Below are 19,663 nucleotides of genomic sequence, written 5' to 3' on the forward strand. Positions count from 1 at the left end.
GCGTTTAAAACCGGTAAGCCAGTCCGCTGGACCAGGTGATGAAATTGCGGCGACCGACGAAGGGTGCCTCGGCCGGTCCGCTGCCCAGCAGCGTGCCGGTCAAGGAGCTGTTGACCAGCCATTTGCTGCTCATGGCCCAGTTCCAGTTGACGCCGGCATTCACAGCCGACACGCCGCCGGACGGCCGGTAATCGCGCACGCCACCGGCGGCGATGCTCACTTCATACTGCTCGCGCATCACCGGATCGCTGGCCAGCGAAACGGCGGCCGACAACGACACCGTATGGTGCGGCGCCGGCGACGGCAAGGTCTTTTGCAAGCCAAGCTGGCCACGGAAGCCGCGCGCGCTGGTGTCGTATATCAGGTTCGAAGTCAGGCGGGCCTGATCGCCAAGGTAGTAGTTAAAAAAACCGCCGACATCGGCCGAACCCCGGATCGGATGCGTGCCGCGCAGGCGCCTGCTGTCGCCGGGGTCGCGCGTATTGCTGCCAACGATCAGCGGCCCATATTCCACGCCCGTCGTTCGCGACAGATGCATGCCCAGCACCCCGTTGGCCGACGCAAATATCCCGTTGCTCCACTGGATCTGGAACAACGGACGCAGCATCACCTGCCGCACCTCGCCCTCCTCCACCGCCGTCTTGGTGCTGAAGGCCACCCCCGCATACATGTCCTTGCTCCCATCGGGCATCATCAACTCGGTGGTGTTCTCGGCCAGCGCCGGACCGCACGCGGCCAGCAGCAAAAATAACGGGGATAGCTTTTTCATGTATTCCTTAAAATCCGAAGCGCACGCCCGAGGCGATACGATTCGTGTTGGCGGTAAAGCCGTCGTGTTTGAGTTTGGCGGTGCGTTCCAATTCCAGCTGCAACGCCACGTCCTTGCTGATCAGGTAGGAAGCGCCCACGCTCAGGTACAAGCCGGTCTTGTGCTCCGACACACCCGGCGGAGCATCCTTGCCACTGACATTCATCTTCATGCGCCCCTGCGCCAGGCCCGCCTTGCCGAACAGGGACCAGTCTTCGCTCAGCTTCCACGTGCCACGCGCCGCCAGATAGGCCGTGCTGACGCGCGTCTTGAGCTGGTAGCCGGGGGACAGGTCGAAGGCGGTCGAGTTGCTGTCGGTGCGATAGCCGGCTTCCAGCGCCCACAACGGCGACAGCTCATATCCCGCAAACAGACCCAATGGCGTCGCCTTCTTGACCTCGCTGCGACCGGTCGTTACGCCGTTCTCGGTGAATTTGACATTGCCATTGGTCTGCGGGCTGATATTGGCGCCGACATACAAGCCTTCGGCATGCGCCAGCGAGCTTGCGGCGAGAGCGATCAGGGCACTGCATACAATCTTTTTCATGTTCGGATTCCAGGTTGAAGTAAGAGCCTCCAATGGTAGGCACCCTACGCTGCGGAATCCGCCTCGGTCTGTCGTTGAATTGTCCTCAATTTGTAGGCGGCATTTGTATAGAAAGTGTACGAATGTGTACCCGATTGTCGAAAATGCCACTTCGACGCCGCGCTCCACTACAATACCTGCGAAATGGAGGCGCGATGCAGCGAGTAATGCTGGTGGAAGACGATGCGCGGCTCGCCGCGCTGGTCAAGGAATACCTGGACGAATACGATTACGTAGTCGACGTGGTGACACGCGGCGACCGCGCGCTCGACCACTTCCGCGACACCCAGCCGGACCTGGTGATACTCGACCTGACCCTGCCCGGCGTCGACGGCCTGGTAGTGTGCCGCCAGTTGCGCCAGCTGAGCGCCGTGCCGATCCTGATACTGACGGCGCGCGAAGACAGCTTCGACGAAGTCTCCGGCCTCGAACAGGGCGCCGACGACTACGTCAACAAGCCGGTGCAGCCGCGCGTGCTGCTGGCCCGCCTGCGCGCGCTGCAACGACGCGGCAGCGGCGCCGCCAACAGCGACATCGTCATCGGCCAGCTGCGCATCTCGCGCGAGAACCGCGCCGTCTACTGGCGCGACAGCGAAGTGGCGATGAACAGCGCCGAGTTCAAGCTGTTCGTGATCCTGGCCGACGCCTCGGGCAAGGTCATGTCGCGCAACGACATCCTGGTCAAGATGCGCGGCATCGAATTCGACGGCCTCGATCGCAGCATCGACAACTGCATCTCGCGCCTGCGCCGCAAGTTCGGCGACGGCGGCGCGGAACGCATCAAGACCGTCTGGGGCGAAGGCTATCTGTTCAGCCCCTCAGCCTGGGAATGAACCGTCTCTTCTGGCGCTTCGCACTGCTGGTGATGCTGGCCATCACGCTGGCGACCTGCGCGATCTACTTCACCTTCGGCCGCCTGTTCGGCGATCCGCTGGAGGAGATCGCGCGCCGCCAGGCGGCCGGCCAGATCTTCCTGCTGGAGCAGTACATCGACCAGGCGCCCAGCGACGAATGGCTGCCGCGCCTGAACAAGGTGCGCGTAGTGTCCGAGGCCACGCTGGAGCTGCAACCGCTGCCAGCGGTGCTGGCAGCGCTGCCCGCCTCCAAACGCGAGCAGCTGCTGCAAGGCGCAGTGGTTATCGACGTCGGCGGCAAGGCGTTCTACCGCCGGGTCGACACCACCGGTGCGCGCTACATCGGCAGCGACGAAGACGTGATCCACGCCCAGCGCCTGCCGATCGACATCGGCCAGGCGCTGGGCATGGAGGCGATCCGCTTCGGCGTGATCGCGCTGTTCCTGCTGGTGCCGATAGGCTGGTGGACGCGCCGGCACTGGCGCGGTTTGCTGGCGCTGTCGAAGGTGGCCGACGATTTCGGCCAGGGCAACCTGGCGGCGCGGGCGGCGGTGCGGCCGGCGTCGAGCATCGCGCCGCTGGCCGGCCGCATCAACGACATGGCCGAGCGTATCGGCCTGCTGATGGAAGCGCACAAGAACCTGCTGCGTTCCGTATCGCACGAGCTGCGTACGCCGATCGCGCGGCTGGAGTTTGGCCTGGAGTTGCTGCGCGAGCGCCATGCGGCCGACGACCCGGCACTGCAAAAGCGCATCGTGGCGATGGAGACCGATGTCGACGAATTGAAAACCCTGGTCAACGAGCTGCTTGGCCTGACGCAGCTCGACCAGGCGCAGTCCATGCCGCGCCAGCTGTTCGCGCTGGCGCCGCTGCTGCAGGGCTGCGCACCGCCGCAAGCGTCGGCGCAGCAGTTCAGCACCAGCATTCCCGACGATTTGGGCGAGCTGCAAGGCGATGCCCGCCTGCTGGCGCGCGCCGTCAACAACCTGCTGGGTAACGCCGCCAAGTATGCGGCCTCGCGCATCGTGCTGTCGGCCGAGCGCGATGGCGCCGCCGTGCGCATCACGGTGGAGGACGACGGCCCCGGCATCCCGCCCGAGGCGCGGGAGCGCGTGTTCGAACCGTTCTACCGGCTGGCCCGCGAACAGGACTACGCCGCCAGCGGCTACGGCCTGGGTCTGGCCATCAGCGCCAAAGCCGTGCAGCTGCACGGCGGCGCCATCGCCATCGACGGTTCGCCGCTGGGCGGCGCCCGCATCACCATCACCTTATAGCTCAGTGCTTGGCGTCGAGCCCCATCCAGTCCAGGATGTCGGCAAAGATCTGCTCGCGATTGAGCTCATTGAAGTTCTCGTGGTAGTTCTGCGGATGCCGCTGATAGGTCAACAGCGCCGGCCGCACCGATTTCAGCATCCGTTCCGCCGCATCGGCGTCGGCCAGCTTGTCGTCGCCGGCCACCACCGCGAACAGCGGATGCGTCCAGCCAGCCATGCGCGGCGCCAGCCCTTGCTGCGCATGGGTCAGCGCGTTGCCGAAGCGGACCGTGATCTCGGTGGCGCGGATGCCGTCGCGTTCATCGTCGTGATGGCGGGCGGTGATGGCGCGGTCGTGGGTCAGCATATCGGTCAGCGGCGCCAGCGGCACTTTCATGCGCGGCGCCAGCGCGCCCAGTACGCCGGCCAGCGCCAGCAGCACCGGCGACACCTTGATCGCGTTCACATAGTACGGCGACGACAGGATGAAACCCTTGATGGCGGCATCGCCGGCGAAGTGGCCCAGGCCCAGATGGGTGGCGATCAACGCGCCCATCGAATGGCCCATCACATAAACGGGTAGGCCCGGATACTGCTGCTTGACCCACTGGAGGAAGGCCACGCTGTCGTCCAGGAAGACGCCGAAGCCGGGAATGTCGACCCGGCGCGCATCCTGGTGGCCGCACAAGTCGTAGGCCACGGTGGCGATGCCGTGCTGGCGGAAGTACAGCGCCGGCGTGACATAGTCGCCGGCGTGCGCCATGCCGCCGTGGATGGCCAGGATCACCGCGCGCGGCGCGGCCGGTTCCCAGATGTGGACGCGGCGCTCGGCCTGCGGACCGGCGCGGAAGCTGGCCAGGCGGTCTTCGGAAAACCGCATCAAGCGGTGATGCTCAGGTTGATGCCCATGTCGACCAGCAGCTTCAGGTCGGCCAGCGTGAAGTCCAGGCTGGGGGTCGCTTCGCCGCGTTCGGTGGTGAAGGAGATGCGCAGTTCGGCCGCCACATCGGAGCGCTCAAAGTGGATGCCGCGCGCCTGGCACTCGGCCAGGTAGTGGCGGATCTGCTTGAGCAGCTGGTCCGGGTTCAGGTCGGCGCCGACGGCCACGTAGAAACCCGAATCGATGCGTACCCGGCCGTCGGGCTTGACGTCGCCCTTTTCCCAGTCGCTGTCCGGCTCGGTCGGCAATCCGTCGCGGATGTCGTACAGGCCGTCGTCGTCGCCGTGCACCTTCAGTGTTGCGATGTTCATGGGTTTGCCCCTAGTCTCCGGTATACCGGATAAGGTTACATCAAAGAAATTTCAAAGTCTAGCAATATGGCTAGTTAGGCAATGCCATAACGGCTGCGGTAGGCGGCCACGGCGTCCTTGTACTGCAACAGTTGCGGATCGGCGCCTGCGCCGTTCAGGTAGCTGAACAGGTCGTCCAGGTTGCCGATCGAAATGACCGGGATGTTGTAGGCCTTGGCCACTTCCTGCACCGCCGAGCTGGGCGACAGCTGGTCGTCCTTGCCGGAGCGCTCCATGCGGTCCAGCGCGATCAGCACGGCGCACGGTTCGGCGCCGGCGGCGCGTATCATGTCCACCGATTCGCGCACCGAGGTGCCGGCCGAGATCACGTCGTCGATGATGACGACCTTGCCTTGCAGCTTGGCGCCGACGATGGTGCCGCCTTCGCCGTGGTCCTTGGCTTCCTTGCGGTTGAAGGCGAACGAGGTGTTGCGGCCCTTGCCGGCCAGCGCCACCGCCGTGGCCGAGGCCAAGGTGATGCCTTTGTAGGCGGGGCCGAACAGCATGTCGAACTCGATGCCGGAGTCCAGCAGCGTCTGCGCGTAGAACTGGGCCAGTTGGGCCAGGGTCGCGCCGTCATGGAACAGGCCGGCGTTGAAGAAGTACGGCGACTGGCGCCCGGCCTTGGTGGTGAAGTCGCCGAAGCGCAACACGCCGGTCTGGACCGAAAATTCGATAAATTGCTGGCGCAGGGGGTTCAGTGGATTCGTCATACTGCCTCATTTCTGTAAAGTGCCTGTATTTTAACGCTACACTAGCGCATTCCAAAATTTACGCATCGAATCGACCATGCCAAAAATCATCTCTGCCAATCTGAACGGCATCCGTTCCGCCAACACCAAGGGCTTTTTCAAATGGATGGTCCTGCAGGACGCCGATTTCGTCTGTGTCCAGGAATTGAAGGCGCAGGCGCCGGACATGACGCCGGAATTCCTCAATCCGGGCGGCTACCACGGCCACTTCCACTATGCCGAGAAAAAAGGCTATTCCGGCACCGGCGTCTACAGCAAGATCGAGCCGGACCGCGTGGTGATCGGCTTCGGCGCGCCGGAGTTCGACGCCGAGGGCCGCTACGTGCGTTGCGATTTCGGCAACCTGACGGTGATTTCGGTGTACTGCCCGTCCGGTTCGTCCGGTCCGGAGCGCCAGGAAGCCAAGTTCCGCTTCATGGACCTGTTCCTGCCGCACCTGCAAGCCTTGCACGCCGAAGGGCGCGAAGTGGTCATCTGCGGCGACTGGAACATCGCCCACAAGGAAATCGACCTGAAGAACTGGAAGGGCAACAAGAAGAATTCCGGCTTCCTGCCGGAAGAGCGCGAATGGATGACGCGCATCTTCGACGAAGTCGGCTACGTCGACGTGCACCGCGGCCTCGATCCGCGCGAAGAGCAGTACACGTGGTGGAGCAACCGCGGCCAGGCCTACGCCAAGAACGTCGGCTGGCGCATCGACTACCACGTCGCCACCCCGGGCATCGCCGCCAAGGCCACCACGGTGGCGATCTACAAGGAAGAAAAGTTCTCCGACCACGCGCCGTTGACGATCACCTACGCCTAACCCATTGGGGGTCAAGTCTGACATTCGGACACGAGCTCTGCCGTAGCGCCGCTTATGGCAGAGCTCGTGTCCGAATGTCAGACTTGACCCCACCGGTTTAAAGGCTGCGGCGGCTGCTGAATTCGCGGCGCTCGCCGCTCAGCGGGTCGGTGAAGGCGATGCGGCGCGCCAGCAGCTTCAGTGGCTGCGAGACGTCGTCCTGCTTGCACGGCAGTGCCACCGGGTAGAAGGCGTCGTTGATGATGGGGATGCCCAGCGACGCCAGGTGCAGGCGCAGCTGGTGCTTGCGGCCGGTGTGCGGATGCAGCCGGTACAAGGTGCAGTCGGCGCGGTGCTCGATGACGTCGATCCGCGTTTCAGAATTCGGCTCGCCCGCCGCCTCCTTCATGATGAAGAACTTGTCGCCGTCGACCATCCGGCTGCGGTAGGTAAAGGGGAAGTCGCGGCCGTGCAGGCGCGGCGCCAGCGCTTCGTACTCTTTCTCGATCACGCGCTTCTGGAACATCGACTGGTAGGCGCCACGGCTGTCCTGCCGGCGCGAGAAGATCACCACGCCGGCGGTTTCACGGTCCAGCCGGTGGATCGGCGTCAAATCCTGCTCGCCCAGCTTTTTCTTCAGCCGCACTAGCAGCGTCTCGTGCAGGAAGCGGCCGGTCGGTATCATCGGCAGGAAGTGCGGCTTGTCGACCACAACCAGATGCTCGTCCATGAACAGCACCTCCTCCTCGAACGGAATCGGCGTCTCGGCATCCAGCTCGCGGTAGTAGAAGATGCGCATGCCGCGCTGGTAGGCGCTGTTCGGTGCCAGCGCGTTGCCGTCGCCGTCCATCACCTCATGGCGCGCCATGCGGTCGCGCCACGAGGCTTCCGTCACGTCGGGATAGCGCGCGATCAAAAAGGTCAGCAGGTCCGGCCACTGCCCTTCCGGCAGCCACAGATAGCTGGGCGCGACACCGTCGCGCATCGGCAGCGGAGCACGCGACATTATGTACGCGGCAGCGCCAGCGAGTGATACGCCGGCAGCGCGTTGGGATTGAGCCCCTTGGCGCGCGCATACACCGGCAGCACCAGGTGCATATTCTTGTTCATGTCCTCGATGCGCTTGCTGCCGCTCGGGTGGGTGGACAGGAAGGGCAGCGGCTGGCTCTTGTTCACCGCGCTCATTTTCTGCCACAGGGCGATGCCGGCGCGCGGATCGTAGCCGGCGCGGGCCGCCAGGTCCAGACCGACCAGGTCGGCCTCGCTCTCGTCGCCGCGCGAGAAGCTCAGCGCGGCGCCCTGCGCCACCATGCCGGCGGCGGCGTCGCCCAGGCGCGGGTCGACGCCGAAGTAGGCCGAGCCCACCGCGCCAAGGATGCGCGTGCCGACCGAGGTGATGGTGTTCTTGCCGGCCTGCTCGCGCGCGTGCTCGCGCAAGGCGTGGGCGATCTCGTGGCCCATGACCATCGCCACTTCGTCGTCGGTCAGGTTCAGTTTGGTCAGGATGCCGTTGTAGAAGGCGATGCGGCCGCCCGGCATGCAGAAGGCGTTCACCGTCTGCGAGTTGAGCAGGTTGACTTCCCACTTCCAGCTGGCGGAGTCGGGATTCCAGCGCGCGGTGAACGGGATCAGGCGCTTGGCGATGGCGCGCAGCCGTATCAGCTGCGGATTGCGCTCGGTGGCGACGGCGTCCTTCTGGTGGGCCTGGGCCAGCATCTGGTCGTATTGCAGCTTGGACTGCTGGTCGAACTGGCGGGCGTCGCCGCCCAGGCCGCGCAGGCGCGACATGCTGCTGACGGGGATGCCGTCGTCCTGGCCGCCGGCGGCGACCGGCGTGATGGCGCCGGCGCAGCAGACCAGCGCCAGCAAGGCGGCGTTTAATTTAAGCTTTTTCATTGCTGGTATTCCATGGGGCGATTTTAGGCAGCATCATCATGGCAGGAAACGCCAGGATGAAGCACACAATAAAGAACCAGAACCATCCGGTTTCCGCCACTATATACCCGACCGAGGAATTGATGAATGTGCGCGGCACCGCGGCCAGGCTGGAAAACAAGGCGTACTGGGTGGCCGTGTAGCGCGGATCGGTGGCGCGCGACATGAACGCCACCAGCGCCGCCGCCCCCAGCCCCAGGCTGGCGAAGGCTTCGAAGCCGAACACGGCGCTCAACAGCAGCGGATCGGGCCCGGTCCGGGCCAGCCAGGCGAAGCCCAGGATGGCGACCGCCTGCAACACGCCGAACACCCACAGCGCGCGGTTGATGCCCAGCTTGATCATCCAGATGCCGCCGACGGCGCCGCCGGCCAGCGCCGCCCACCAGCCGGTGGCGTTGGCCGCCAGGCCGATCTGTTTGGTGGTGAAGCCGATATCGAGGAAGAACTTGGTCGACAGCGCGGTCGCCATGCTGTCGCCGATCTTGTAGAGCAGCACGAAGCCGATGATCAGCAAGGCCTGGTTCCAGCCGTCGCGCTGCACGAACTCGCGGAACGGCAGCACCACCGCTTCCTGCAGGTTCTTCGGCGGCGCGCCATACACGGCGGGCTCCCTGGCCAGCAAGGTGCAGACGAAACCGGGCAGCATGAAGGCGGCGACGATCCAAAACACCGCCTGCCACGACATGCTGTCCGCCAGCACCAGCCCCAGCGCGCTCGGAATCAGGCTGGCGGCCTTGTAGGCGTTGACGATGATGGCCGCGCCCAGGCCCTGCTCGTTCTCGGCCAGGATCTCGCGGCGGTAGGCGTCGATCACCACGTCCTGGCTGGCCGACAGGAAGGCGATCACGAACACGCAGCCGGCGATCAGGGTCAGCTCCAGCTTGGGATCCAGCATGCCGAGACCGCCGATCACCAGGAACAGCGACAACTGCGTCAGCGCCATCCAGCCGCGCCGCCGGCCCAGCGAGCCGATGGCGTAGCGGTCCATCAGCGGCGCCCACAGGAACTTGAAGGTGTACGGGAAGGTCACCAGCGCGAACAGCCCCAGCGCCTTCACGTCCAGCCCGGACTTGGCCAGCCACGCCTGCATCAGGTAGATCAGCGTGTACAGCGGCAGGCCGGAGCTGAAGCCCAGGAACAGGATGGCGACGGTGCGGCCGTTCAGGTAGGTGCGCCAGCCGGGCGCGCTCGTTGGCTGTTCCTGGATCGTCATCAGTGGCTGACCTTTTTACGCAGGCGGAACACGGCGAGGTCGCCGCGCAGGTTGGGCAGGAACGAGACGCGCTGGCCTTCGGCCAGCGCCACGCAATCGATCACTTCCAGCCCGCACTCCTCGGCCAGGTCGCGGAAATCGGTGATGGTGGCGCAGCGCATGTTCGGCGTGTCGTACCACTCGTAGGGCAGCGATTCCGACACCGGCATGCGGCCCTTCAGCAAGGCCACGCGGTGCGGCCAGTAGGCGAAGTTGGGGAACGAGACGATCGCCTCCTTGCCGACGCGGACGATGTCGCGCAACAGCGGCTCCACGTGCTTCATCATTTGCAGCGACGACAGGCACAGCACCGTGTCGAAGCTGTTGTCGCCGAACAGGGCCAGGCCGTTCTCCATGTCCTGCTGGATCACGCGCACGCCGCGCCTGGTGGAGTCGAGCACCTTGTCGTCGGCGATCTCGATGCCGTAGCCGCTGCACCGCTTGTCGCTTTGCAGATAGTCCATCATCACGCCGTCGCCACAGCCGACGTCGAGCACGTGTGCATGCTCCGGCACCCAGTGGGCGATGAAGGCCAGGTCCGGCCGGGCGCTGCTTAATTCGCTGAAGTTCATGCTGCCACTTTCTTGTCAATGTCGTTCCACACCTGATCGTAGTAGGCGCGTACCAGGTTCATATAGCGCGGGTCTTCCAGCAGGAAGGCGTCGTGGCCGTGCGGCGCATCGATTTCCGCGTAGGTGACCTGGCGGCGATTGCAGATCAGCGCCTTCACGATCTCCTGGCTGCGCTCCGGCGAAAAGCGCCAGTCGGTGGTGAACGAGGCCAGGAAGAACTTGGCCTTGGTGCCCGCCAAGGTCTTGGCCAGGTCGCCGCCGTGCGCGCGCGCCGGGTCGAAGTAGTCGAGCGCCTTGGTGATCAGCAGGTAGGTGTTGGCGTCGAAGTACTCGCTGAACTTGTCGCCCTGGTAGCGCAGGTAGGATTCGATTTCGAAGTCGACGCCGAAGCCGAACTTGTAGTCGCCCGCCTCGGCGGAATCCCGCAACTTGCGGCCGAACTTCTCGGCCATGTCGTCGTCGGACAGATAGGTGATGTGGCCGACCATGCGCGCCACGCGCAGGCCGTTCTTCGGCACCACACCGTGTTCGTAGAAGTCGCCGCCGCGGTAGTCGGGATCGGACAGGATGGCCTGGCGGGCGACGTCGTTGAAGGCGATGTTCTGCGCCGACAGCTTGGCGGTGGAGGCGATCACCACGCAGTGGCGCAAACGGTCCGGGTACATGATGGACCAGGCCAGCGCCTGCATGCCGCCCAGCGATCCGCCCATGACGGCGGCGAACTGCGTGATGCCCAGTTGGTCGGCCAGGCGCGCCTGGGCGTGGACCCAGTCCTCCACCGTCACCACCGGGAAGGCCGCGCCGTATGGCTTGCCGCTGGCGGGATTGATGTGCATCGGCCCGGTCGAGCCGAAGCAGGAGCCGAGGTTGTTGATGCCGATGACGAAGAAGCGGTCGGTGTCGAGCGGCTTGCCGGGGCCGACCATATTGTCCCACCAGCCCTGGCTTTTCGGCTGGCCTTCGTATTCGCCGGCCACGTGATGGGAGGCGTTGAGCGCGTGGCAGACCAGCACCGCGTTCGATTGGTCGGCGTTCAGGGTGCCGTAGGTTTCATACATCAACATGTAGTCGTGCAGCGATGCGCCGCTTTGCAGCGGCAGCGGCTGCGCAAAATGCATGGTTTGCGGAGTAACGTATCCTAAGGATGGCATGTGGTTTAATTTTTATAGGGGTCGGCCCCGCGGGCCATCTATCAAGGTGGGACCGCGAGGATGGGTCCCACCACTTACTATAACAACTGCAATTGTTCGACCGCGTCTGCAATTACGTTGGGTTCCATCGAGCGCATGATCTTGCGGGTTTGCGGCACCAGCCGCGCAAGGTCGCTGTTCAGGATTTCCTGCTTGACCGACAGCAGTTGCGCCGGGTGCATCGAGAATTCGCGCAAGCCCATGCCCAGCAGCAGGCGCGTGAGCTTGATGTCGCCCGCCATTTCGCCGCACACGGCGACGTCGATCCCGGCTTTATGCCCGGCCGCAATCGTCATCGAGATCAATTGCAGCACAGCCGGATGCAGCGGATTGTAAAGGTGTGCGACCTCATAATCAACCCGGTCGATCGCCAGCGTGTACTGGATCAGGTCATTGGTGCCGATCGACAGGAAGTCCATGCGCTTGACGAACATCGGCAGCGCCAGCGCGGCGGCCGGGATTTCGATCATGGCGCCGACGTCGACCTCGTCGTCGAACTTGATGTTCTGCTCGCGCAGCTCGGCCTTGGCCTGGGCGATCATCGCCAGCGACTGGTCGATCTCGAAGGCGTGCGCCAGCATCGGGATCAGGATGCGCACCTTGCCGAACACCGACGCGCGCAGGATGGCGCGCAGCTGCGTCAGGAAGATCTGCGGCTCGGCCAGGCAGTAGCGGATCGCCCGCAGGCCCAGCGCCGGATTGAGCGCCGTGTGCTCGGTCTGGTCGAGCGGCTTGTCGGCGCCGATGTCGAGCGTGCGGATGGTGACCGGCCGGCCCTTCATCGCCACCACGGCCTTTTTGTACTGTTCGAACTGCTCGTCCTCGGACGGGATCTTGCTGTTGCGGCCCATGAACAGGAACTCGGAGCGGAACAGGCCGACGCCGTTGGCGCCCGCCTCCATCGCCGAGACGCAATCGTCCGGCAGCTCGATGTTCGCCATCAGCATGATCTCGACGCCATCCCTGGTGATGGCCGGCGTCTTCTTCAGTTTATTGAGCTTCTTGCGCGCGCGGGCGGCGGCGCCCTGGCGTTCGCGGTACTGCTCCAGCACCAGCGCGCTCGGGTTGGCGATCACCACGCCGGCGTCGCCGTCGATGATCAGCCAGTCGTCCTGCTCGATCAGGGTCGAGGCGCCGGACATGCCGACCGCCGCCGGGATGTCCAGGCTGCGGGCGACGATGGCCGTGTGCGAGTTCTGGCCGCCGACGTCGGTGACGAAGCCGATGAAGGAGCGGTCGCGGAACTGCAGCATGTCGGCCGGCGAGATGTCGTGCGCGACGATGATCATCTGCGCCTGGAAGCCGTCCTCGCCGGTGGTGGCGGGCAGGATCTGGGCGGTGCCCATCAACACCTTCAGCACGCGCTCGGCGACCTGCTGGATGTCGGCCTTGCGCTCGCGCAGGTAGGGGTCTTCGATTTCGTCGAACTGCGCCGACAGCTCGTCGATCTGGGTCAGCAGCGCCCACTCGGCGTTGTAGTGGCGGGTGCGGATGATGTCCAGCGGCGCTTCCGAGATCATCGGGTCGGACAGGATCAGCGCGTGGACGTCGATGAAGGCGCCCAGTTCGGTCGGCGCATCCTTCGGCAGTTCGTTCCACAGCGTCTGCAGCTCCTTGTGCACCTGCACCAGCGCCTGCTGCAGGCGCGACACTTCGGCTTCCAGGTGCTCTTCCGCCACCAGGTAGTGCTTGACGTCCAGCGCCGCCGGCGCCAGCTTGTGGGCGCGGCCGATGGCGATGCCGCGCGACACCGGGATGCCATGCAGCGTGAAGGATGCCATGGCCGGGCCGGTGGGGGTGCGGGGACGGCTGCGTTCCGCGGGCATTACTCGCCTTCGCCGAACTTGTCGTTGACCAGCGCCGTCAGCGCGGCGATGCAATCGCCCTCATCGGCGCCGTCGGCTTCCAGCGTGACCTTGGCGCCCTTGCCGGCGGCCAGCATCATCACGCCCATGATGGACTTGGCGTTGATGCGGCGCGCGTTGCGGGTCAGCCAGACGTCGCTTTGAAATTTTGCTGCCAGTTGGGTGAATTTGGCGGAGGCACGCGCATGCAAACCAAGCTTGTTGATAATCTCAAGTTCTTGTTGAATCATTTTTCTTTTGTCTCAATCAGAAATGCGCACTGCAAAAAATAATTCCGGAGTCAGGATTGCCCGACCCGGATTCGGTTATCGACGCGCACTGCCCCACTCTGCGCGCCGGCCAGGGCCATTTCCACCACCACGTCCAGCGCGTCGCGGCGGTAGGTGATGGCGCGCAGCAGCATCGGCAAACTGATGCCCGCGATCACCTCCACCCGGCCGGCGTCCGCCAGGCGGTTACAACAGTTGGCGGGCGTGCCGCCTTTGACGTCGGTGATGACCAGCACCCCGTCGCCGTCGTCGAGACGCTTGATCGCCGCCGCCGCCAGTACCTGGACTTCGCCGAGGTCCTGGTCGGCGATCACGTCGATCGCCTCCAGCCGCTCGGTGGGACCACGGAACACATGGGCGCAGGCGGCAATGAAGGCCTGTCCCAGTGGTGCGTGCGTCATAAGCAGTATGCCAACCATATTCTTAAACCGCCAGTAAGCGCGGACGTTTTTTTAACGTCCGCGCGTGTGTGTGTGAGTTATTTGCCCTGCGCGGCCGCTTCGACGGCGTCGACGAACAGCGCCGCCACCTGGAAGCCCGTTTGCTGGGTGATTTCCTGGAAGCAGGTTGGGCTGGTGACGTTTACTTCCGTCAGGCAATCGCCAATAACATCTAATCCTACCAGCAAGAGGCCACGGGCGGCCAGTATCGGGCCCAGGGTGTTGGCAATTTCATAATCGCGCTCGGTCAGCGGCTGAGCCACGCCGATGCCGCCGGCCGCCAGGTTGCCGCGCACTTCGCCGTTCTGCGGGATGCGCGCCAGCGCGAACGGCACCGGCTTGCCGGCGATCACCAGGATGCGCTTGTCGCCCTTGACGATCTCGGGAATATAGCGCTGCACCATGATGGTGCGGGCACCGTTGTCGGTCAGCGTTTCGATGATGGCGCCCAGGTTCATGCCGTCGGCCGCCACGCGGAACACGCCGGCGCCGCCCATGCCGTCCAGCGGCTTGAGGATGATGTCGCAGTGGTGCTTGTGGAAGGCGCGGATGCGCGCTTCGTCGGCCGTCACCAGGGTCGGCGAGGTGAACTGGTTGAACTGGGCGATGGCCAGCTTTTCATTGTGGTCGCGGATCGCGGAAGGCTTGTTGAACACCTTGGCGCCCTGCTTTTCGGCCAGCTCCAGCAGGTAGGTGCCGTAGATGTACTCCATGTCGAACGGCGGATCCTTGCGCTGGATGATGGCGTCGAACTCGCCCAGATTGGTTTCGTGGGCGGGCGCCGCGCGGTACCAGTCGTGGCTGTCGCCGGTGATGCTGATCGCGGCGGCGTTGGCGTAGACCACGCCGCTGTCCAGCGCCATGTCTTTTTGCTCGAAGGCGTAGACGGTGTGGCCGCGCTTGGCCGCTTCCACCATCATGGCGTAGGTCGAATCCTTGTAGGTTTTGAAACCGGCCAAGGGATCGGCGAGGAAAGCTATTTTCATGGGCGCATCCATTCTGGGTAATGCCTGATTTTAGCCGAGATTCGCCTGACGCACCGGGGGAGCGGACCAGTCCGCTCCCTTGGGGCTTAGTAGACTTCGGGGTTGGGATCGGTGCGTTCCATTTCCAGCGACGCCGCCAGCAAGGCCAGCCGCGCCACCACGCCGTAGACGTAGAAGCGGTTCGGCGCCGCCGTGCCCGGCTTGGCCTTCAAATCCGGCACCGCGTGCTGCTGGGCGAACGCCAGCGGCACGTACTGCGAACCGGGCGCGTTGAGGTTCTGGTCGATGCCCTTTTCCGCGTGCACGCGGTAGAAACCGCCCACCACGTAGCGGTCGATCATGTAGACCACCGGCTCGGCCACCGCGTCCTTGATGCTCTCGAAGGTCGGCACGCCTTCCTGGATGATGAAGTCGGTCACTTCCCTGCCATCCTTGATGACGATCATCTTGTCGCGCTGGGCCTGGCTCAAGTCCTTGATTTCACCGGAATCCTTGATCGTCAGGATGCTGGTGCCGTAGGTTCCGGCGTCCGGCTTGACGATCACGAACGGCTTCTGGTCCTTGATGCCGTATTCCTTGTACTTCTTCTTGATCTTGGACAGCAGCGCGTCGATATTCGCGGCCAGGCAGTCGTAGCCCTCGCCGGTGCGGAAATTGACGGCGTCGCACTTGGCGTGGAACGGGTTGAGCATCCACGGATCGACGCCGATCAGCTTGCCGAACTTCTTGACCACCTCGTCGTAGGCGTTCATGTGGTTGCTCTTGCGGCGTACCGCCCAGCCGGCGTGCAGCGGCGGCAGCAGGCTTTGCTCGTGGATGTTCTGCAAGATCTCAGGAATGCCGGCCGACAGGTCGTTGTTCAGCAAGATCGTGCAGGGATCGAAATCCTTCAGCCCCACGCGGCGGCCGTTGGCCGAGCGCACCAGCGGCTCGACCACCAGCATGTTGCCATCCGGCAGGGCCAGCGGGGTCGGCTGGGTGATCTCCGGCGACAGCGAGCCCAGTCGCACGTGCAGGCCGGTCTGGCGGAAGATCTGCATCAGCCGGGCGACGTTCTGCCAGTAGGTCGGATGGCGTTGGGTCACTTCCGGGATCAGCAACAGGTTGCGGGCGTCCGGGCAGTACTTGTCGATCGCGGCCATGGCGGCCTGCACCGACAGCGGCAGCATTTCCGTGGCCAGATGGTTGAAGCCGCCGGGGAACAGATTGGTGTCGACCGGCGCCAGCTTGTAGCCGGCATTGCGCATATCGACCGAGCAATAGAACGGCGGCGTGTGCTCCTGCCACTCCAGGCGGAACCAGCGCTCAATGGCTGGCGTTGCGGCCAGGATCTTTTCTTCGAGGTCGAGCAGCGGTCCGGTCAGGGCCGTGACAAGATGGGGAACCATGATTACTTCCTTAAATGATGCGGGAGGACGACCCTCCAGGCACGCAGAACATCAGATATTACCGTGCAGATACCCCAAATCGGGGCGAAAACCCTATTTTAAAGGCGGGAAATAAAAAAAGCGCCTCTTTTGGAGGCGCTTCTCGATGGGCCCGCCGTGGCGGGTCCACACAACATTAGCAATTATGCATGGTAGGCCGACTCGCCATGGCTGGTGATGTCCAGGCCTTCGCGCTCCTCTTCTTCCGGCACGCGCAGACCGATGACGATGTCGACCAGCTTGTAGGCGATCAGCGACACCACGGCCGACCAGATGACCGTGGTGCCGATCGCGGTCGCCTGGGCGGTGACCTGGGTGACGATCGAGTATGGATCGGCCGACATCTTGTTGGTGACGTAGTCGAAGATGCCCTGGCCGCCCAGCGATGGCGAAGCGAACACGCCGGTCAGCAGCGCGCCCAGGATACCGCCGACGCCGTGCACGCCGAACACGTCCAGCGAGTCGTCCGCGCCCAGCAGGCGTTTCAGGCCGTTCACGCCCCACAGGCAGATGACACCGGCCAGCAGGCCCATGATCAGCGCGCCCATCGGACCGACGTAGCCGCAAGCCGGGGTGATGGCCACCAGGCCGGCGACGGCGCCCGAAGCGGCACCGAGCATCGACGGCTTGCCTTTGACGATCCACTCGCCCAGCAACCAGGACATGGTGGCGGCGGCGGTGGCCAGCAGCGTGTTGACGAAGGCCAGCGCGGCGACGTCGCCCGCTTCCAGTGCCGAACCGGCATTGAAACCGAACCAGCCGACCCACAGCAGCGAAGCGCCGATCATGGTCATGGTCAGCGAGTGCGGCGCCATGGATTCGCGGCCGTAGCCGACGCGTTTGCCCATCATGTAGGCACCCACCAGGCCGGCAACGGCGGCGTTGATGTGCACCACGGTGCCGCCGGCGAAGTCCAGCGCGCCTTTTTGCCACAGGAAGCCGGCCTTGGCGGTTTCGGTCACCAGCGTCGCGGCATCCTTGATCGCGTCAGGACCGGTCCAGAACCAGACCATGTGGGCCACTGGCAGGTAGGCGAAGGTGAACCACAGCACGACGAAGGCCAGCACCGCGGTGAACTTGGCGCGCTCGGCGAAGGAACCGACGATCAGGCCGCAGGTGATGGCGGCGAAGGTCGCCTGGAACACCACGTACACGAACTCCGGGATGACCACGCCTTTGCTGAAGGTGGCGGCGGTGGAGAAGGTGGCCTTGGCCGGATCCCAGATACCGTTCAGGAACAGGCGGTCGAACTTGCCGATGAAGGCGTTGCCTTCGGTGAAGGCCAGCGAGTAGCCGTACACGCACCACAGCACGATGATCAGCGCGAAGATGGTGAACACTTGCAGCAGGATGGACAGCATGTTCTTGGAACGGACCAGACCGCCGTAGAACAGCGCCAGGCCGGGAATCGACATCATGATGACCAGGATGGTCGAGACCATCATCCAGGCGGTGTCGCCTTTATTCGGGACGGGGGCGGCGGCCGGGGCGGCCGGGGCGGCTTCCGCCGGCGCTACGGCGGCTGGTGCAGCGGCTGGCGCGGCGGCCACCGGGGCCGCTTCAGGCGCCGGGGCGGCCGCTGCGACAGCGGAGGCGACCGGGGCCGAAGCAGCCGGTTTGGCATCCTCGGCGTGCACCGGCGCCGACAGCGCGAACAGGATGGATACCCCAGCGAGCAACGTTGTTATAGTTTTCTTCATCAAGCTTCCCCTTAAAGAGCTTCGTTGCCGGTTTCGCCGGTACGAATGCGTATGACTTGTTCCAGGTTGTACACGAAGATTTTGCCGTCGCCGATTTTGCCGGTGCGGGCAGCGCCTTCGATCGCTTCGATCGCTTGCTCGACGATGGAATCGTCCACCGCCGCTTCGATCTTGGTCTTGGGCAGGAAGTCCACCACGTATTCCGCGCCACGGTACAGCTCGGTGTGGCCTTTCTGGCGACCGAAGCCTTTGACCTCGGTGACGGTGATGCCTTGCACGTTGATCGCCGACAGGGCCTCGCGGACCTCGTCGAGCTTGAACGGCTTGATAATGGCGGTAATCATTTTCATGCTGGCCTCGCTTAAAAGGTTTTGGAAATGGTCAGGACAGCCCCGGTTTTGGCCAGGTTCTTCCCATTCGGTCCGACGTAGGCTTTCGTGTCGGCATAGATCGCCGCCAATGCCACCGTCACGACGCCGAAATCCTTGGTCACGCCCAGCTTGTAGTCGGTGTAGCTGGAGGCGCCGTTGTGCTTGACGTTCTGGTGGCCGGCGTGCGCGTTCAGCACATAGCCGTCGGCCAGCTCGAAGTTGCCGGAGGCGTCGAGGTAGCCGCTGTTCTTGCTGTCGGCAAAGCCGAACAGGTTGGTCGTCGATTGCGAGTATTTCAGCGTGACCGGGCCGTAGCCGATCTGGCCGTACAATTCGAAGGTGTTGGCGCTAGGGTGCAGGCCATTCGACGGGTAGAAGTAGTACAGGCCGCCGACGTCATAGCTCACATCCTTGACGATCTCGCCGCGTTTGCCTGCGTACAGATCCCATTCGACATCGCCGTCGCCGCCGGCGTCCTTGGTCCACTTGATGGTGGACAGCCAGGTGCCGGCGTACAGGCCGGTAGGATTGTTGATGTAGTCGGCGCCGCCCTGCAGTGCAGGTTTCAGACGGGTTTGCGATACGCCGCGATAGCGGTAGTCGCTGACAATGGCCGCGTTGAAGCTGACTTCATTGTCCGGTTTCGCTTCCGCCGCGGGTGCCGCGTCTGCGGCGCGCGCCACGCCGGCGCTCATGGAGGCGAATGCTAAAGTCAACGCTGCGACCAGGGTGAAGTTCTTGCTCAAGCTTTTCATCGTTGTTTTCCTTGTGTAGTTGAACTTATTTAGCAGTTGCGGTTTAAAATCCTGTGTGTAGCGAAGCGGTGAATGCTTTCATAGCTTCTGTAGCAGAATGCGTGCCAGCTAATGTTGTCGTGGTGATAGCCGCCGTATCAACCAAGGCAACGGGACCGCATTTGAAAGAATGTGAGAATGGGATGGGTGCGGCGGTGATTTTGCCGATTTTCGCACCACATTAAGGCTGGAGTGCACTGCAATGGTGCAGTGCATTGCTGGCGAGATCAAGGAATATTATGGATATGAACACTTTTTTTAACGACTTGCAAAGCAAGATCAATCAAGCCATCGAAAACTCACCAGCAAAGGACATCGAGAAGAATGTGAAGTCGATGATGACCCAGGGTTTTGCCAAGCTGGACCTGGTGACGCGCGAGGAATTTGATGTGCAGGCGCAAGTTCTGGCCAAGACCCGCGCCAAGCTGGAAGCGCTGGAAGCGCGCCTGGCGGAACTGGAAGCCAAAGCCGGTCAATAAAGCAGGTCCGCGCCGCGCCCGTTTGGGCTAGCGCAAAGCACCACAGCGGGCCTGGG

At 63.9% G+C, this 19,663-nt stretch carries 22 protein-coding genes; 4 read left to right on the plus strand and 18 right to left on the minus strand.

Translation table 11 applies throughout. The features are described 5' to 3' along the window. Positions 1-4: 4 nt before the first annotated feature. Together AC1RMD_RS29410 and AC1RMD_RS29415 are read right to left on the minus strand one after the other, a co-directional pair. A complete protein-coding gene (locus AC1RMD_RS29410) occupies positions 5-769 on the minus strand; it encodes a MipA/OmpV family protein (protein ID WP_492932104.1) in 765 nt (254 codons plus the stop codon). 7 nt (positions 770-776) lie between these two features. After that, positions 777-1,355, minus strand: a complete 579-nt coding sequence (locus tag AC1RMD_RS29415; protein WP_492932106.1) for a porin family protein — start codon at positions 1,353-1,355, stop codon at positions 777-779. 194 nt (positions 1,356-1,549) lie between these two features. Here AC1RMD_RS29415 and AC1RMD_RS29420 point away from each other — a divergent pair, with 194 nt between their 5' ends. Continuing rightward, on the plus strand, positions 1,550-2,227 hold the full coding sequence (locus tag AC1RMD_RS29420; protein WP_492932108.1) for a response regulator: 678 nt from the start codon (positions 1,550-1,552) through the stop codon (positions 2,225-2,227). After that, positions 2,224-3,522 carry an ATP-binding protein gene (locus AC1RMD_RS29425; RefSeq protein WP_492932110.1) on the plus strand — a complete coding sequence of 433 codons (1,299 nt, stop codon included), beginning with the start codon at positions 2,224-2,226 and terminating at the stop codon, positions 3,520-3,522. Before AC1RMD_RS29420 ends, AC1RMD_RS29425 begins: the two co-directional genes overlap by 4 nt. Before the next feature lies 1 nt (position 3,523). Here AC1RMD_RS29425 and AC1RMD_RS29430 read toward each other — a convergent pair whose 3' ends face one another. The 3 genes from AC1RMD_RS29430 to pyrE all read right to left on the minus strand — a co-directional run bounded on the left by AC1RMD_RS29430 (position 3,524) and on the right by pyrE (position 5,504). After that, a complete protein-coding gene (locus AC1RMD_RS29430; RefSeq protein WP_492932112.1) occupies positions 3,524-4,381 on the minus strand; it encodes an alpha/beta fold hydrolase in 858 nt (285 codons plus the stop codon). Next, positions 4,381-4,752 (minus strand): hypothetical protein, encoded by a 372-nt coding sequence (locus AC1RMD_RS29435; protein WP_492932114.1) that lies wholly within the window; start codon positions 4,750-4,752, stop codon positions 4,381-4,383. The genes AC1RMD_RS29430 and AC1RMD_RS29435 overlap by 1 nt, the downstream gene beginning before the upstream one ends. A 74-nt stretch (positions 4,753-4,826) precedes the next feature. Continuing rightward, entirely contained in the window at positions 4,827-5,504 is a 678-nt protein-coding gene (pyrE, locus tag AC1RMD_RS29440; RefSeq protein WP_492932116.1) for an orotate phosphoribosyltransferase, read from the minus strand. Positions 5,505-5,580: 76 nt separating this feature from the next. Between pyrE and AC1RMD_RS29445 the strand changes: the two genes are divergently transcribed. Next, on the plus strand, positions 5,581-6,348 hold the full coding sequence (locus AC1RMD_RS29445) for an exodeoxyribonuclease III (RefSeq protein WP_492932118.1): 768 nt from the start codon (positions 5,581-5,583) through the stop codon (positions 6,346-6,348). 97 nt (positions 6,349-6,445) lie between these two features. On the opposite strand, the gene AC1RMD_RS29450 is transcribed toward AC1RMD_RS29445, so the two are convergent. The 13 genes from AC1RMD_RS29450 to AC1RMD_RS29510 form a co-directional block, all read right to left on the minus strand. After that, positions 6,446-7,333 carry a pseudouridine synthase gene (locus tag AC1RMD_RS29450; protein ID WP_492932120.1) on the minus strand — a complete coding sequence of 296 codons (888 nt, stop codon included), beginning with the start codon at positions 7,331-7,333 and terminating at the stop codon, positions 6,446-6,448. Next, positions 7,333-8,223 carry a M48 family metallopeptidase gene (locus AC1RMD_RS29455; RefSeq protein WP_492932122.1) on the minus strand — a complete coding sequence of 297 codons (891 nt, stop codon included), beginning with the start codon at positions 8,221-8,223 and terminating at the stop codon, positions 7,333-7,335. Before AC1RMD_RS29455 ends, AC1RMD_RS29450 begins: the two co-directional genes overlap by 1 nt. Next, on the minus strand, positions 8,210-9,475 hold the full coding sequence (locus AC1RMD_RS29460) for an AmpG family muropeptide MFS transporter (RefSeq protein ID WP_492932124.1): 1,266 nt from the start codon (positions 9,473-9,475) through the stop codon (positions 8,210-8,212). Before AC1RMD_RS29460 ends, AC1RMD_RS29455 begins: the two co-directional genes overlap by 14 nt. Beyond that, positions 9,475-10,086, minus strand: coding sequence for a methionine biosynthesis protein MetW (gene metW, locus AC1RMD_RS29465; RefSeq protein WP_492932126.1), 612 nt, complete (start codon positions 10,084-10,086; stop codon positions 9,475-9,477). The genes AC1RMD_RS29460 and metW overlap by 1 nt, the downstream gene beginning before the upstream one ends. Beyond that, the gene (gene metX / locus AC1RMD_RS29470; protein WP_492932128.1) at positions 10,083-11,237 is read right to left on the minus strand and encodes a homoserine O-succinyltransferase MetX; all 1,155 of its coding nucleotides are present in this window, start codon (positions 11,235-11,237) and stop codon (positions 10,083-10,085) included. The genes metW and metX overlap by 4 nt, the downstream gene beginning before the upstream one ends. A gap of 77 nt (positions 11,238-11,314) precedes the next feature. Then, on the minus strand, positions 11,315-13,057 hold the full coding sequence (gene ptsP, locus AC1RMD_RS29475) for a phosphoenolpyruvate--protein phosphotransferase (protein WP_492932152.1): 1,743 nt from the start codon (positions 13,055-13,057) through the stop codon (positions 11,315-11,317). A gap of 44 nt (positions 13,058-13,101) precedes the next feature. Next, positions 13,102-13,371, minus strand: coding sequence for an HPr family phosphocarrier protein (locus tag AC1RMD_RS29480; protein WP_008444930.1), 270 nt, complete (start codon positions 13,369-13,371; stop codon positions 13,102-13,104). A gap of 50 nt (positions 13,372-13,421) precedes the next feature. After that, on the minus strand, positions 13,422-13,829 hold the full coding sequence (locus AC1RMD_RS29485; protein WP_492932130.1) for a PTS sugar transporter subunit IIA: 408 nt from the start codon (positions 13,827-13,829) through the stop codon (positions 13,422-13,424). Positions 13,830-13,888: 59 nt separating this feature from the next. After that, a complete protein-coding gene (gene gshB, locus AC1RMD_RS29490) occupies positions 13,889-14,836 on the minus strand; it encodes a glutathione synthase (RefSeq protein ID WP_492932132.1) in 948 nt (315 codons plus the stop codon). 86 nt (positions 14,837-14,922) lie between these two features. Beyond that, the gene (gene gshA / locus AC1RMD_RS29495; protein WP_492932134.1) at positions 14,923-16,224 is read right to left on the minus strand and encodes a glutamate--cysteine ligase; all 1,302 of its coding nucleotides are present in this window, start codon (positions 16,222-16,224) and stop codon (positions 14,923-14,925) included. Between the two features lie 182 nt (positions 16,225-16,406). Then, on the minus strand, positions 16,407-17,963 hold the full coding sequence (locus AC1RMD_RS29500; protein ID WP_492932136.1) for an ammonium transporter: 1,557 nt from the start codon (positions 17,961-17,963) through the stop codon (positions 16,407-16,409). A gap of 11 nt (positions 17,964-17,974) precedes the next feature. After that, positions 17,975-18,313, minus strand: a complete 339-nt coding sequence (locus tag AC1RMD_RS29505) for a P-II family nitrogen regulator (protein WP_008444920.1) — start codon at positions 18,311-18,313, stop codon at positions 17,975-17,977. 11 nt (positions 18,314-18,324) lie between these two features. Then, complete coding sequence (locus AC1RMD_RS29510; protein ID WP_492932139.1) at positions 18,325-19,089, minus strand: TorF family putative porin; 765 nt, start codon at positions 19,087-19,089, stop codon at positions 18,325-18,327. A gap of 278 nt (positions 19,090-19,367) precedes the next feature. Between AC1RMD_RS29510 and AC1RMD_RS29515 the strand changes: the two genes are divergently transcribed. Beyond that, positions 19,368-19,607, plus strand: a complete 240-nt coding sequence (locus tag AC1RMD_RS29515) for an accessory factor UbiK family protein (RefSeq protein ID WP_008444917.1) — start codon at positions 19,368-19,370, stop codon at positions 19,605-19,607. The last annotated feature ends 56 nt before the right edge of the window (positions 19,608-19,663 follow it).

The organism is Duganella sp. GW822-FHT06D06 (assembly GCF_058799615.1).